The organism is Acinetobacter lactucae, from assembly GCF_001605885.1.
GTDB classification, from domain to species: Bacteria; Pseudomonadota; Gammaproteobacteria; order Pseudomonadales; family Moraxellaceae; genus Acinetobacter; species Acinetobacter lactucae.
Genome location: NZ_LRPE01000038.1, coordinates 193,433 through 208,151 on the forward strand (window position 1 = coordinate 193,433; position 14,719 = coordinate 208,151).

Here is a 14,719-nt window from a genome sequence, read left to right on the forward strand (position 1 = left end):
GAAGTTTAAAGGGTCTAGGATTAAAAATAAAATAACTTTACGACTGTTTTGTATTTCTATACATTTGTATTTTTAATCAAAAAATTAAAGTTATGAGTAAATCTGTGTTGGAAACTTACGATCCAAAAGAAGAACTATTTAATGCCTATAGTCATGGTGCTGGCGTTGTTATGGCGGTTGTAGCTTCTATCTTTTTAATTATAAAGGGATCTTATCTTTCCACTGCTCAATGGGTGGGCTTATGGGTATATTCATTTAGCCTAATTTTAGTTTTTACCAGTTCTACACTCTATCATTTTGCTCAAACACAAAACCTACGCTACTGGTATAAAAAACTCGACCATACTGCTATTTATTATTTAATTGCTGGAACATATACCCCGTTCTTAAGCATTGCTATACCTACACAAAAAGCTCATATTTTGCTTATTGCACTTTGGAGCATTGCTGCAATTGGTACACTTTTCAAGTTAGTTTTCATTCACCGCTTTCAGAAAATTTCTTTACTTGCTTATGTGCTTATGGGGTGGCTTGCTGTATTTGTTATGGATGATATGCGTACTTATTTAAGTAAAGATACGTTGATTTTATTAATCATTGGCGGATTAGCTTATACGGTTGGAGCATTGTTTTACGCGTTAAAAAAGGTAAGATATACCCATGCGATCTGGCATATTTTTGTGCTTTTAGGTGCAGGGGCACATTTTCTTGCCATCTATTGGTACATAGTTTAGTCCATTTTTCACTCATATTCAGTGATCCTGAAAGAGTCATGGATGATGTTCTTTCACGCTATTCTTTGAGAAAAACACGTCTTAAAAAGAGTAGTAATTAAAAATAAATTTTAACGGATATAAGGACTTATATGGAGTCAACCTCTGCGACTGCTGCTCCTGTAGTAGCCACGAATTCAAAAACACGAGTTTTGTTTGCAAGCTTAGTCGGTACAACCATTGAGTTCTTCGACTTTTATATCTATGCAACAGCTGCCGTGATTATCTTTCCACACCTATTTTTCCCTGCTAGTAGTGGCAGTGCCGCAGTCTTACAATCTCTGGCAACCTTTGCAATTGCCTTTATTGCTCGCCCTATTGGTGCCGCATTATTTGGCCATCTCGGAGACCGTATTGGCCGAAAAGCAACTTTAGTTGCAGCTTTACTGACCATGGGTATTTCAACTGTATGTATTGGTTTGCTTCCAACCTATGCCCAAATCGGAATTGTCGCACCATTACTATTAGCCGTTTGTCGTTTAGGACAAGGTCTAGGCTTAGGCGGTGAATGGAGTGGCGCAGTATTATTAGCGACTGAAAATGCCCCAAAAGGTAAAAGAGCATGGTATGGCATGTTTCCTCAGCTAGGTGCTCCAATTGGCTTTATTTTGGCAACAGGTTCATTCTTACTATTAAGTGCGGTTATTCCAGAGCAAGCATTCATGCAATGGGGTTGGCGTATTCCATTCATTGCTAGTGCTGTATTAGTGATTGTTGGCTTATACATCCGTTTAAAACTGCATGAAACTCCAGCTTTCCAAAAGGTTTTAGATAAGCAAAAAGAAGTTAATATTCCATTTAAAGAAGTCTTAACCAAACATACAGGTAAGCTTATTCTTGGTACAGTTGCTGCAATTTGTACCTTTGTTGTGTTCTATCTTACTACCGTATTTGCCTTAAACTGGGGAACCACAAAGCTTGGCTATGCACGTGGTGAGTTTTTAGAACTTCAACTTTTTGCCACACTTTGCTTCGCTGCATTTATTCCTTTATCGGCTATTTTTGCAGAAAAATTTGGTCGTAAAACAACTTCTATTGGCGTTTGTATCGCTGCTGCGATTTTCGGTTTGTTCTTCTCTAGTATGTTAGAGTCAGAAAATACCTTAATCGTCTTCCTTTTCTTGTGTACAGGTTTATCAATTATGGGCTTAACCTATGGTCCAATTGGTACAGTTCTTTCTGAACTTTTTCCAACCTCGGTTCGTTATACAGGTTCAGCATTAACCTTTAACCTAGCTGGTATTTTTGGTGCATCTTTTGCCCCACTTATTGCCACTAAACTTGCTGAAACTTATGGCTTGTATGCGGTTGGTTATTATCTTACTGCGGCATCACTTTTATCATTAGTTGCCTTCTTACTTATTCGTGAAACAAAAAATGATGATGTAAATAACCAGATTTAAAGTTCTAAAACACCCCATAAAAAAAGCCGGTTCAAAATTGAACCGGCTTTTTTATACAAAAACGAATTAATTCATTGATGCAGGATTTGCTGGAGCAACACTATTTGTTGCTGCTGGCGCTGTTACATTACTTGCTGCAACTGCCGCTGGTCCTGCTACAGCTGCTTCACCGATTAAAGCAACTTTTGCTTTTTCTTGGCTTTTTGCAGAAAGAGCTGGGTTACTTGCCACAATTCGATTAATGTTTGCTGAGTTTGCCGGAGCAATCGCTGTAGTTTGTAAAATAATTGGGCGATTACCTGTGTTACCCAACGTATAGCGGATCCCTGTACGAGGGCTAATCACTGTCGTATTTTCTTGCTTCACTACAGCTTGAGCCGAAGTTGGGCCTTTTGCTGCAAGTACTTTGTCAACCGTTGTCGTTTGAGGGGCTGAAGCTGCTTCTGCTGCAAAAACAAAACTTGGTACAGCAAGAACAGTTAAAAATAAAGGTTGTAATACTTTTTTCATTGTCTTTCCAACATACACTCTGGATGAGAAGTAAATAGCATTTAATGCTTAAAACTGCAAACATTATTCACAGGCTTACTACAAACATAAAAAAAGCAGAACAATTGTTCTGCTTTTTTTTGTGAAGGCAGATTAGATCTTACCGTGACATTGCTTATATTTTAATCCTGAACCACATGGGCATGGTGCATTACGGCTTTCTGGAACAGGGAAAGCTTGCTGATCGGCAGATTCATTCATGGTTTCTTGAGAAAGTGTAACTTCACCCGTTAAACCATCTACATCATCATGTTCAAAAGAAAGCTTCATTGATTCAGCTTGCTGCTGCTGTTGAGCTTCCATTTCTGCAAGCTCTTCTGGTGTTGGAATATGTACACGAGACAAATCAGTCACAACATCAGTTTTAATAATACCCAGCATATTTACAAACAGATTGAAAGCTTCTTTCTTATATTCCTGTTCAGGGTTCTTTTGCGCATAGCCACGTAAGTGAATACCTTGGCGCAAATAATCCATAGCAGCTAAGTGATCTTTCCAATGGCGATCAAGAGAGTTTAAAACGAAATGACGTTCAAGCATTGCTGCCGATTCATCACCCATTTGAGCACGGCGCTGACGATAACGCTCAATCACTTCATCACTAATACGCTCAACCAAACCTTCTTCATCCAAACGACGATCTTGGTCTAACCATTCTTGAATTGGCAGCTCAATCCCTAAATCAATACGTAAAGCATTTTCTAAACCTTCCACATCCCACTGGTCATGAATTGACTCTGGTGGAATAAAGTTAGCAATCATGCCTTGCATCACTTCACGATGCATTTCTTCAACGTAGTCTTTTAAGGTGTTTTCAGCTAATACTTCATCACGCTGTGAATAAATAATCTTACGTTGTTCATTATTCACGTCATCGTATTTCAATAAGTTCTTACGAATATCGAAGTTACGCGCTTCAACTTTACGCTGAGCATTCTCAATTGAACGGCTCACCATTTTATGTTCAATCGCTTCATCTTCTTTCAAACCCATCGCGCGCATCATGCCAACGACACGGTCGCCTGCGAAAATACGCATCAGATCATCTTCAAGAGACAAATAGAAACGAGAAACACCAGGGTCACCCTGACGACCGGCACGGCCACGTAACTGGTTGTCAATACGACGTGATTCATGGCGCTCAGAACCAATGATATGCAAACCACCAGCTTGCAATACATCTTCGTGGTCTTGTTCCCATTGTGCTTTTAGACGTGCTTCATCTTCTGCAGTTGGGTTCTCTAATTTGGCAAGCTTAGCTTTCCAGTTACCACCCAAGATAATATCCGTACCACGACCAGCCATGTTCGTTGCAATCGTTACTGCGTTCGGGCTACCCGCCTGAGCAATAATGTCAGCTTCACGCTCATGCTGCTTTGCATTCAACACTTCATGGTGAATACCAGCTTGCATTAACTTAGAAGATAAAATTTCACTGGCTTCAATCGTTGCCGTACCAATCAGAATCGGAGCAACACCCTGCTGACGAATATTCATAATTTCCTGAATAATCGCGTTATATTTACCGTTACGGTTTAAATAAATTAAATCGTTTTGGTCATTACGAATCATTGGACGGTGAGTTGGAATAATCACAACATCAAGGCCATAAATTTCTTTCATTTCCGCAGCTTCAGTATCAGCCGTACCTGTCATACCTGAAAGCTTTTTATAGAGACGGAAATAGTTCTGGAATGTTGTTGTCGCTAAAGTTTGGTTTTCAGGCTGAATTTCTAAGCCTTCTTTTGCTTCAACCGCTTGATGCAAACCTTCTGACCAACGACGACCCGGCATCGTACGACCCGTATGTTCATCGACAATAACGACTTCACCATCATGAATAATATAGTGAACATCACGTTGGAACAGGAAATGCGCACGAATAGCAGCAGATACATGGTGAACAAGATTTAGGTTTGTTGCTGAATATAAGCTTTCGCCTTCGGCCAACAAGCCCATCTGAATAAGTTCTTGTTCAACAGCTTCATAGCCAACCTCAGTCATTTCAACTGAACGTTGCTTTTCGTCAATCCAGAAATGACCGCCGTCTGCTACTTTTTCTTCTTTTTGCGGATGTAATTTAGGTGGAATCGTATTGATTGCAGCATAGAGTTGTGAAGAATCTTCACTTTGACCAGAAATAATTAATGGTGTACGTGCTTCATCAATCAAGATGGAGTCAACTTCATCGATAATGGCATAGTGCAAGCCACGTTGTTTCTTTTCTGCTAAAGAAAACACCATGTTGTCACGTAAGTAGTCAAAACCGAATTCGTTATTGGTACCGTAAGTGATATCTGCAAGATAAGCTTCCGCTTTTTCTGACGGACCTTGCATTGAATAAATCGTACCAATTGATAGACCCAAAAACTCAAATAATGGGCGGTTCAACTCGGCATCACGCTGTGCCAAATAATCGTTCACAGTAATGACATGTACACCTTGGCCACTCAAAGCGTTTAAATAACACGCTAGAGTACCCATAAGGGTTTTACCTTCACCCGTACGCATCTCGGCAATCTTACCTTCATGTAAGGTAATACCACCAATTAACTGAACATCATAGTGACGCATACCCATCACACGCTTAGCAGCTTCACGACAAACTGCAAACGCTTCTGGAAGTAATTTATCTAAACTTTCGCCATTATTATAACGTTGTTTGAATTCTGGAGTTTTTGCAGATAAGTCTGCATCGCTTAAAGCTGATATCGTCGGCTCGAGCGCATTGATTTGCTCAACAATTTTGCGCATGCGTTTGAGTTCACGCTCATTTTTTGTACCGAAGATACCTCCGATCAGACTTGCCAACATGGATAAACTCTCTAAATCTTGCTTGGTCAAATGAATAAACTTTTTCTCAGTCGTTTATTATGGTGTCAGAAATTTGAAGTACAAGGGGTTTGCACAAAACCCCTAAAAAAAATCTGATAGTTAGATGAACGGTTTTTCATTCATCTCATCTCCCCTTAATGTGCCGAGCACCAAAAACACACCATTAACGCTCATCGATTAAGCATAACTTCCGAGAAATCTAATTTAGCAAATTTACCTTAAAGTTACATTGATTAAGCACTTAAAATAATGACTTTTAGTCATATATATTTACACTTATATAAAAAGTTCATAATAAAATACAAAAACAATAATTTTAATCATAAAGTAAATGCTGCATATTCATTCAATCGAATAACAAATTATGAGCAATTGAGGAAAGATCATGACTCTACGATTAGGAGATACTGCTCCCGATTTTCAACAAGAATCGAGTGAAGGCACCATTAATTTTTATGATTTTTTAGGGGATAGTTGGGGAATCTTATTTTCACACCCAGCTGACTATACCCCTGTATGTACAACTGAGTTAGGTTACACAGCAAAATTAAAAGATGAATTTACGAAGCGTAATGTTAAAGCGATTGCTTTGTCTGTAGATGATGTAGAGTCGCACAAAGGCTGGATCAACGATATTAATGAAACACAAAATACAACTGTCAACTTTCCCATCATTGCGGATAAAGACCGTAAAGTATCTGAGCTCTATGGTTTCATCCACCCTAACGCCAGTGAAACTCTGACAGTACGTTCATTAGTGATTATCGATCCTAACAAAAAAGTTCGCTTAATTATTACCTACCCTGCTTCGACTGGCCGAAATTTTAATGAAGTCTTACGTGTTGTTGATTCCTTACAATTAACAGATAAGCATAAAGTTGCTACACCTGCGAACTGGCAGCAAGGTGAAGATGTCGTGATTGTGCCATCACTTAAAGATGAAGAAGAAATCAAACAACGTTTCCCTAAAGGCTATACGGCTGTTAAACCTTATTTACGCCTCACGCCACAGCCTGAGCAAGATTAAAGCCTTTAAAAAGGCTTTAATCGAAGCGCAAGACAAGCGAAGCGCGTAGGCAGAAGTTGTTTAAATATCACACCCAAAAAAGTCATCCAGAGTGATGGCTTTTTTATTTATGTATTGAATAATCATGGTTTTTATTGCTCAGATCAGTTATAACTCGAAGCGATTCGGTAAAAAAATAAAAATCATGATTTATAAAATTCATCATTTAAAGTGTGGCAGCATGTGCCCGGTTTGTGCCCCCTTATTTGGACAAAAAGGCTTTCGAGCTGAGGTAATCTGTCATTGTCTTTTAGTTGAAACTGATCGAGGCTTAGTGCTTATCGATACGGGCTTTGGCTTGCAAGATTACTTACATATGAAGCAACGTCTAGGCTCATTAGTTAAACGCTTAGGCAATATTGAGCATAATCTTGAATTTAGTGCGATCCAACAAATCCAAAAGCTTGGATTTAGCCCCAAAGATGTACAGCATATTTTTGTCACTCACCTTGATTTTGATCATGCTGGCGGTATCTCAGATTTTCCTCATGCGACAGTTCATGTTTTAGCAGCAGAATATAATGCTGCGCAACTTCCGAACTTTAAGGGAAAACTTCGCTATCGAACCAATCAATATAAAGATCATCGATATTGGAACTTTGTTGAATATCAACAAGGTGAGGCATGGTTCAACCTCGAAAAAGTAAAAGGTTTTCCGCTGTTTCAAGATGAAATTTTAATGGTGCCACTGTTGGGACATTCGGCTGGACATTGCGGTATTGCCATAAAGCAACCAAATCAATGGTTATTATTTTGTGGAGATGCCTACTACTCACACCTAGAGTTAAACCCTAAAAATAAATTAAGATCACTTGGTTTGGTGGAAAAAACATTTGCAGAAGATAATGAAAAACGTCTTTTTAACCTCAAACGCTTACAGCATTTGGCTCAATATGAACCAACGATTGAAATAATTTGTGCTCACGACCCTGATGAGCTGAAACGGTATCAAACATGAAGAAATTATCGCTCCTTACACTTGTTATCTGTATAAATTTACAAGGGTGTATGCAGCACGAAAGTATTGCCCATGAGCATCGACCACAAGATTGGGGAAGCTTAGTTTCTCAGACTCATAATTTTTATCAAATTAGTAATGATGTTTATCGCAGTGAACAACCTGATGCTGCAATGATTTCAGAATTAAAGAATAATCAAATTGGAACCATTATTAATTTAAGAGCCAAAGACGCAGATAGTTTAGTTTTTAAAAATGAAAATTTTAATCTTGTGCATATTCCTATCAACACTTGGGCAATTGATCGACAAGATCTCTTAGAAGTCATGCAGCAAATCAAAATTGCCAAGCAGAATGATCAGCGCGTTTTATTGCATTGCTACCATGGTTCAGATCGTACAGGCGCCAGTGTTGCCATGTATCGCATTATTTTTGAAAATTGGGCAATTGATGATGCGGTTAAAGAAATGAAGCAAGGTGGTTATGGCTATCATATTATTTGGAAGAATATTGACCGTTTATTTACGCCTGAAAATGTAAGATGGATTCAGCAGCAACTGTCGAATTCCTCTAGCTAAAGACTGGATTACTTTTGTATGCAAATGCAATTATTAGGCAAATAAGTTGGCTCAATCACCAACTTATTTCTTGTTTTCATTCTTATCAATTACATCCAAAAATATACATTTAAAGATAGATAATCATCAAAAATATGGTTTAACTTTATGATTTTCCCAAAGCGGCGTTGCTGAGTAATATCTTCAAAATTTCAGAATCACCACCATCACTGTCTGTCACTAATAAAAAGACTTCCCCATCAGATCTCGACTCGAACCAAGTAATCCCTTCAACTTTGATTGGCAGTGTCTGTCCTTTCGCATCTTGAATCAAATGAGTCGCTAAAGCTTTACCATCAGGCGAAAACACCAAGATAAAACTTCCTAATACAGCACCGTCATCATAGGTATTGAGTGTTTGTTCGACTGTAGCTGTAGCAATAATCAAATTTTTATCCGCTAAAAAACAAGCATCTGAAATGCCACTTGCTGAACCTTCAAGCTCAGCTAAGCTCAATTTGAGCGAATGTATAAGTGCATTTGCTAAGGATTTGCCTGCTTGAATTTTGATTAGATCAAAGACTAAAACCCCATGATGGAGATTTATGTTACCACGTTGAAAAATATAGAGATAACGATGGTCTGAACATATGGCTTCTATATTGAGATCAGCCCCGCCTGTTAATTCAACCTGATACTGCAAAAAATCATAATCAACCGCTTCCAAGAAAGTTTTGACCTGATCATTAACAGGGTTATAGAGTAATGCTCGTTTTCGATTTTCTGTAGAACCCGAGCCCATCACCAAAAGCTGTGATTGTCCGTCCCAACTTATGCAAGTTAAAGCTTCAAAATCCGGCTTCTGTTCTTTGCTTAATGCACTTAGCGGTATTTGCTCTGAAGGATCAAATAACGGGATTTTTTCAAAGACCGTTGTATCGGCCATGTTCTGGGTTCGATTGATTTTTAATAAATAAGGGAGATTATCACCAACAAAATAAACATCCTCCCCCACACAAGCAACTCCAGACAGTGCGCTAATCACTGAATCATGTGCAAAAACAAATTTTTCTAATATTTTGATCGTTGTATTCATCTTCAAGACCCCCTATTGAATGGAACACTCCTCAACAAGAATAAAGCTTTTGAAGTGTTCCTGATTGGATTTAGGGGATAATCAGCCGTTATCGCTGATCAAGTGGCACCCAGTCAATTACCCATGCTGATTTCATATTTAAACTTGAATCAGAAGTAATTTTCTTACGAGCAGCATCTGCTGTCTCACGGTCTTTTGCAGGTCCAACCATGATACGAATACCCTTACTGGTTGGGCTTGTAGTTACCTTATAGCCTTTAGCCCGTAATTTAGAAACAACCGCATCTGCATTTGCTTGGTTAGCAGCCAAAGCCACTTGAACCATCCACTTTTTATCGCCATTTTCAAGCAATTCACGCGCTTTTTCAGCTTCAGCTTTTTTCTCAGCATCCGCTTTTCGTTTAGCATCAGAGGCTTTTTTATCAGCTTCTGCTTGTCGCTTGGCTTCAGCAGATTTCTTGTCTGCTTCTGCTTGACGCTTCGCTTCCGCAGCCTTTCTATCTGCTTCTGCCTGTCGTTTTGCTTCGGCTGCTTTCTTGTCAGCTTCCGCTTGGCGTTTTGCTTCAGTTGCTTTCTTGTCAGCTTCCGCTTGACGCCTAGCATCAGCCGCTTTTTTGTCTGCTTCTGCTTGTCGTTTAGCTTCAGCTGCTTTTTTCTCTGCATCTAGTTTTGCAGTATCAGTTGTTTTATTCACCGTATTGGTTTGCTGGTTTTTAGCTTTCGCCTCACCCACTAACTCCGGTGGAATATTATCTGAACTTTCTTGAGCCGCTGTACGGCGCGCATTAATCGCAGCGTACTCTGCTGCAGCTTTACGAGCGGCATCAGCTTCAGCTTGCTGCTGCATTGCTAAAAACTCAGCTGCACGTGCCTCTTGCTCAGCAACGGCTTTTTCACGCGCACGACGCTGCTCTTCAAGCAAACGTTTTTCAGTTTCAACATCAACCGCAAGAGGTTGTAGTTGTACCATTTGCCCTTCAGTTGTCTGTTTTGGTTTAGTTTGAGTTTTTGGCGATGTGGATGCGGATGGTTGAGCTTCAACCTGTTTTATTTCCTCATTTCCTTTTAGAAGTAATGCTGCCAATAAAACACCACCTCCTAGTAAAACAACGCCACCCATCCAGCGTTGTTTGTTATTCATTGACATTCTTCCAAATACTCCCAAATCGCTTCTAAAGTATGAAACGAACCACAGGCCAAAATCAGCTGATTGTTATTTGTTTGCTCAAGCGCTGATTTAAAAGCCTCTTTGATATTGCCATATTGTTGTACTGTCTGGCCTTGCAAGGCATCATTGAGTTGCTGAATCGGTGCAGCACGCGGCACATTCAATTCAGCAATTTTCCAATGTAAAACAGTAGGTTTCAATAAATCGACTACTGATTTTATATCTTTATCTGCCAGCATTGAAAATACTGCGACAACTTCTGTGTACTGTTTATTGTATTCTAAGAAATTTCGCAATTGCTTTAACAAAAATTCAACACCATGTGGATTGTGTCCAGCATCAAAAATGACCGTCTTCCCATCCACTTGACGCTGTTCAAAACGCCCAGCTAAGCGAGCAGTTTGAATACCTTTTTCTAATGCTGACTGAGAAATCTCAAGTCCGCTATTTAAAATAGCAGCAACCGCCGCAGCAATATTTTCAATCGCTAATATACCTAACGGAAGTTTTAAAGTGGTTCCTTCCGAAGCAAAGTACCAGTTTTGTCCATCATCTGCGAGCTTATAAAAATAATCACGATTAACGGTATATAACTCTGCTTGTGTACTTTGTGCCTTATCTTGAATTGCTTGCGGTAATGGTTGCTCACCCGCAAAGATAACTGGAATATGTGGACGAATAATACCTGCTTTTTCAAAAGCAATTTTTTCGATGGTATCGCCTAACCAGTCTGTGTGATCTAGGCCAATATTAGTAATCACTGCAACGTTAGGATCAATCACATTGACGACATCTAAACGCCCGCCCAAACCGACTTCGAGCACCCATACATCACATTGTTGTTGTTTAAAAATAACAAAAGCAGCCAAAGTGGTTGCTTCAAAAAAAGATAAGCTTAAATCACAATCGCGACGAGCCTGATCGACTTGAATAAAAGCATCAATCAGACTTTGATCATCGACTTCAACTCCACCTAATTTGACTCGCTCATTAAAACGATAGATATGCGGTGACTGATATAGCCCAACGTTATAACCCTGTGCGTTTAATATCGCAGCCAGTGTGGTTGTGGTTGAGCCTTTACCATTCGTTCCGGCTACTGTAAAAACTTTAGCATTAGGCTGAGTTACACCCAGCTTTTCTGCAACAGGAATTACACGTTCCAGTCCAAGATCTATCCCTGTAACGTGAACATGGCTCCAATAATTGAGCCATGTATCTAAAGAGTCTATTGAAAGTGGAGCTTGTTGGTTCAAGGTAAGTTCATCAATTTCGATACAAGTCGAGATACAGTATCACGTAAAGCATGACGATGAACAATCTGATCGATTACACCATGATCAAGCAAATATTCAGCACGTTGGAACGGCTCTTCAAGAGTTTCACGTACAGTCTGCTCAATTACACGTTTACCAGCAAAGCCAATCATCGCTTTAGGTTCAGCAATATGAATATCACCCAACATTGCTAAAGAAGCTGTTACACCGCCATACACAGGATGTGTTAACACCACGATATACGGTAAGCCAGCATCTTTTAATTTTTGAATCGCAGCAGAAGTACGCGCCATTTGCATAAGTGACAACATACCTTCTTGCATACGTGCGCCACCAGAAGCTGCGAAACAGATTAATGGTTGACGTTTTTCAATTGCAAGCTCGGCAGCCTGTACAAAACGGTCACCTACAACCGTACCCATTGAGCCGCCCATAAAGTCGAACTCAAAAGCACATGCAATCATATCTACGCCATTTAAGTTACCTTGCATGGCAATTAATGCTTCCGTTTCACCAGTTTTGGTTTGCGCTTCACGCATACGATCTGGATACGGTTTAGAGTCAACAAACTTTAATGGATCTTTGGCACTAAATTCTTGACCCAATTCAGTTACAACATTATCGAAGAACCAGTTCAAGCGGTCACGAGCTTTCATTCGTAAGTGTTCATCACATTGCGGACAAACATAAGCATTGAAAGAAATTGCTGTACGTGTCACTAGTGCATGACATTCAGGACATTCAATCGTTGGCTCAGTAAATGTTGCTTTGAGAATTTGTTGCTCATCTGCGACTTCAATACCTGGAACCGGACGTTTTGTCCATGGTGTCGAAGGGCTAAGAACTTTCCCTGGTTTCACTTCTTGATTCATACTAACTCATCGAGCGCTGCTCGAAGCTCCTTGACTTTACTCACCGTCTGTTCAACAGCGTCATCCGCTGCCAACGTTGCAAAATTTTTAACGAAAGCACTACCTACAATCACGGCATCAGCAACATTACCCATTGCTTTTGCTGAAGCGGCATCACTAATACCAAAACCAACACCCACTGGAATATTAGTGGCATTTTTGATTTTTTGAATACGCGCAGCAGCTTCTGCCGTATCAAGTGTTGCTGCTCCAGTTACACCCTTAAGTGAAACGTAGTAAATAAAACCACTTGCCTGATTAGTCACATGTTGAATGCGTTGATCTGTAGAAGTTGGCGCAAGTAAGAAAATTTGGTCCATATCATGTTGTTTCAACACAGCACCAAATTCTTTTGACTCTTCTGGTGGTAAATCCACAAGTAATAAGCCATCTACACCACATTGTTTCGCATGAGAAACAAACTTCTCGTAACCAATTACTTCAACCGGATTTAGATAACCCATTAAAACAACAGGTGTTTCCTGATCCTGCTCACGGAACTCTTTTACCATGTTGAGTGCATCCAACGTATTGGTCCCTGCTGCAAGCGCACGTTCAGCTGCAAGCGCAATTACTGGACCATCAGCCATTGGATCTGAAAATGGTAGACCAAGCTCAATGACATCTACTCCTGCCGCAACCATTTTATGCAGTAACGGAACCGTTACTTGTGGCTGTGGATCACCCGCCATAACATAAGATACAAGCGCTTTACGTTGTTGGGACTTAAGCTTTTCAAAACGGGTGGCAAGACGTGACATAGGGTTGTGCTTTCCTTGAATTATTTAAAATTGAGGAGTTGTTTGTAGAAATACAAGAACATCGCATTTTAACGCTATTTTTTGTCCATTGAATAGGTCTAACGTTATGGCGATATTCGATTGTATGATTCATACAACCCATAGCGTACATTTATCAATATTTTGAAACTTTTCTCAATGATCAAAGCTTCCTATTTTCGAGCCATTATTAGATCGCAGAATGAGTAAAAAATCGCCACTCAAAGTTTATTTATCAATATTTTTATGGGCGAGTTGCAATTCCCTTTTTCGTGTGAGTAAAGTTTGTCCTGTCAAATTTTTATGCGCCCGTGCAAGTGCCGACTGGTCCGAATATCCTAACTGTTCAGCAATTGTAGTCAGACTTTCATTTTGATGAAGCAATATTTCACAGCGTTTCATGCGTTCAGCATCTAAAATTAATTTAAATGAAGTGTTTAACGACTGAAGTTGGCGCTGTAGGCTTCGTACTGAAATATTCAACTCGATAGCAATATCCTCTATTTTAGGGGCTTGTTGCTTATGTTTTAAATATTCATGAATAATCCAATGTATCTGTTGAGCTAAATCTATATGTAATTTGCGCTGAGCCAATGCTTCTTCTGCCTGTTTCACCAAAAGTTGCATTAAGGTTGGGTCTGCATGACGAGGACGAACATTTAATCCTTCACTTGCAAAAGTTAATGCATAGTAAGGTTGCTCAAATGATAATTTGCATTGAAAGAAACGCTGATAGTGAACTAATGGACCACGTGAGCGGTGCACGAACTCAACATGCTGCAAGAGAAAATCATGAAAAGGAGCAATTTGTTTAGCAAGCTGTACCATAGCCGCTAACGTCAGCTCACAAAGAATGATATTACTGGCATCAACTAACGGCCAATACAAACGGATATTAGAAGGATCTTGTTCAACTTGCATAGGCACGACTTGCTCACCGTCAATCACGAGTCGATGAAATTTCATAATATATTCAAGAACCTCTGAGAAACTGCCGCTTCGAGAAGCCATATAACCCAATACACCAAAATTGGCAGGTGTAATACAAGTTGCCATTTCCAAGGCCAAATTAGAAACTTGTAGACTAGACTCTGTCAGCTCTAAAAGTTCAAGAAAAAAATTTAAAGAAGATTGAGCATCAATAGATGAAGCTAAAATATTTTGAACTTGTCGGGCCTGAACATCCGTAAGATTTAATCCCTGCCAATCGATTCCTTTTTCTTTTAGATAGGTATTCCACAGATAAAAATAGCCATTTGAAATCGTAAAATCCTGCATGGCTCATCCTTTTTTTAATGCCATCTTGTCGCAAACTGTATAAAAATTGGCAATAACTGTCAAAACAAA

At 39.5% G+C, this 14,719-nt stretch carries 13 protein-coding genes; 5 read left to right on the forward strand and 8 right to left on the reverse strand.

What is annotated here, in order from left to right:
* Positions 1-92: 92 nt before the first annotated feature.
* On the forward strand, positions 93-734 hold the full coding sequence (trhA, locus tag AWW73_RS15525; RefSeq protein WP_061874142.1) for a PAQR family membrane homeostasis protein TrhA: 642 nt from the start codon (positions 93-95) through the stop codon (positions 732-734).
* 131 nt (positions 735-865) lie between these two features.
* Positions 866-2,176, forward strand: a complete 1,311-nt coding sequence (locus AWW73_RS15530) for an MFS transporter (protein WP_062850101.1) — start codon at positions 866-868, stop codon at positions 2,174-2,176.
* 66 nt (positions 2,177-2,242) lie between these two features.
* On the opposite strand, the gene AWW73_RS15535 is transcribed toward AWW73_RS15530, so the two are convergent.
* Complete coding sequence (locus tag AWW73_RS15535; RefSeq protein WP_002116535.1) at positions 2,243-2,686, reverse strand: hypothetical protein; 444 nt, start codon at positions 2,684-2,686, stop codon at positions 2,243-2,245.
* A gap of 132 nt (positions 2,687-2,818) precedes the next feature.
* A complete protein-coding gene (secA, locus tag AWW73_RS15540) occupies positions 2,819-5,539 on the reverse strand; it encodes a preprotein translocase subunit SecA (RefSeq protein WP_031949266.1) in 2,721 nt (906 codons plus the stop codon).
* A gap of 406 nt (positions 5,540-5,945) precedes the next feature.
* Here secA and AWW73_RS15545 point away from each other — a divergent pair, with 406 nt between their 5' ends.
* From AWW73_RS15545 to AWW73_RS15555, 3 genes are all read left to right on the forward strand, one after another.
* A complete protein-coding gene (locus tag AWW73_RS15545; protein WP_002116558.1) occupies positions 5,946-6,587 on the forward strand; it encodes a peroxiredoxin in 642 nt (213 codons plus the stop codon).
* Between the two features lie 184 nt (positions 6,588-6,771).
* Positions 6,772-7,584, forward strand: coding sequence for an MBL fold metallo-hydrolase (locus tag AWW73_RS15550; protein ID WP_205630330.1), 813 nt, complete (start codon positions 6,772-6,774; stop codon positions 7,582-7,584).
* Entirely contained in the window at positions 7,581-8,162 is a 582-nt protein-coding gene (locus AWW73_RS15555) for a dual specificity protein phosphatase family protein (protein WP_016143450.1), read from the forward strand. The genes AWW73_RS15550 and AWW73_RS15555 overlap by 4 nt, the downstream gene beginning before the upstream one ends.
* Positions 8,163-8,307: 145 nt before the next feature.
* Here AWW73_RS15555 and AWW73_RS15560 read toward each other — a convergent pair whose 3' ends face one another.
* From AWW73_RS15560 to AWW73_RS15585, 6 genes are all read right to left on the reverse strand, one after another.
* Complete coding sequence (locus tag AWW73_RS15560) at positions 8,308-9,237, reverse strand: DUF6929 family protein (protein WP_062850102.1); 930 nt, start codon at positions 9,235-9,237, stop codon at positions 8,308-8,310.
* An 88-nt stretch (positions 9,238-9,325) separates the two neighbouring features.
* Positions 9,326-10,384: an SPOR domain-containing protein gene (locus AWW73_RS15565; protein WP_057106947.1), complete on the reverse strand. Its 1,059-nt coding sequence runs from the start codon at positions 10,382-10,384 to the stop codon at positions 9,326-9,328.
* Positions 10,375-11,661 carry a bifunctional tetrahydrofolate synthase/dihydrofolate synthase gene (folC, locus tag AWW73_RS15570; protein ID WP_062850103.1) on the reverse strand — a complete coding sequence of 429 codons (1,287 nt, stop codon included), beginning with the start codon at positions 11,659-11,661 and terminating at the stop codon, positions 10,375-10,377. Before folC ends, AWW73_RS15565 begins: the two co-directional genes overlap by 10 nt.
* Entirely contained in the window at positions 11,658-12,554 is an 897-nt protein-coding gene (accD, locus tag AWW73_RS15575; RefSeq protein ID WP_016143083.1) for an acetyl-CoA carboxylase, carboxyltransferase subunit beta, read from the reverse strand. Before accD ends, folC begins: the two co-directional genes overlap by 4 nt.
* The gene (gene trpA / locus AWW73_RS15580; RefSeq protein ID WP_002116163.1) at positions 12,551-13,354 is read right to left on the reverse strand and encodes a tryptophan synthase subunit alpha; all 804 of its coding nucleotides are present in this window, start codon (positions 13,352-13,354) and stop codon (positions 12,551-12,553) included. Before trpA ends, accD begins: the two co-directional genes overlap by 4 nt.
* A 246-nt stretch (positions 13,355-13,600) precedes the next feature.
* On the reverse strand, positions 13,601-14,650 hold the full coding sequence (locus AWW73_RS15585; protein WP_062850104.1) for an AraC family transcriptional regulator: 1,050 nt from the start codon (positions 14,648-14,650) through the stop codon (positions 13,601-13,603).
* Positions 14,651-14,719: the final 69 nt, after the last annotated feature.

Coding starts and splice junctions, on each gene's coding strand:
- trhA (WP_061874142.1), top strand. CDS start 93: ATGAGTAAATCTGTGTTGGAAACTTACGATCCAAAAGAAGAACTATTT.
- AWW73_RS15530 (WP_062850101.1), top strand. CDS start 866: ATGGAGTCAACCTCTGCGACTGCTGCTCCTGTAGTAGCCACGAATTCA.
- AWW73_RS15535 (WP_002116535.1), bottom strand. CDS start 2,686: ATGAAAAAAGTATTACAACCTTTATTTTTAACTGTTCTTGCTGTACCA.
- secA (WP_031949266.1), bottom strand. CDS start 5,539: ATGTTGGCAAGTCTGATCGGAGGTATCTTCGGTACAAAAAATGAGCGT.
- AWW73_RS15545 (WP_002116558.1), top strand. CDS start 5,946: ATGACTCTACGATTAGGAGATACTGCTCCCGATTTTCAACAAGAATCG.
- AWW73_RS15550 (WP_205630330.1), top strand. CDS start 6,772: ATGATTTATAAAATTCATCATTTAAAGTGTGGCAGCATGTGCCCGGTT.
- AWW73_RS15555 (WP_016143450.1), top strand. CDS start 7,581: ATGAAGAAATTATCGCTCCTTACACTTGTTATCTGTATAAATTTACAA.
- AWW73_RS15560 (WP_062850102.1), bottom strand. CDS start 9,237: ATGAATACAACGATCAAAATATTAGAAAAATTTGTTTTTGCACATGAT.
- AWW73_RS15565 (WP_057106947.1), bottom strand. CDS start 10,384: ATGTCAATGAATAACAAACAACGCTGGATGGGTGGCGTTGTTTTACTA.
- accD (WP_016143083.1), bottom strand. CDS start 12,554: ATGAATCAAGAAGTGAAACCAGGGAAAGTTCTTAGCCCTTCGACACCA.
- trpA (WP_002116163.1), bottom strand. CDS start 13,354: ATGTCACGTCTTGCCACCCGTTTTGAAAAGCTTAAGTCCCAACAACGT.
- AWW73_RS15585 (WP_062850104.1), bottom strand. CDS start 14,650: ATGCAGGATTTTACGATTTCAAATGGCTATTTTTATCTGTGGAATACC.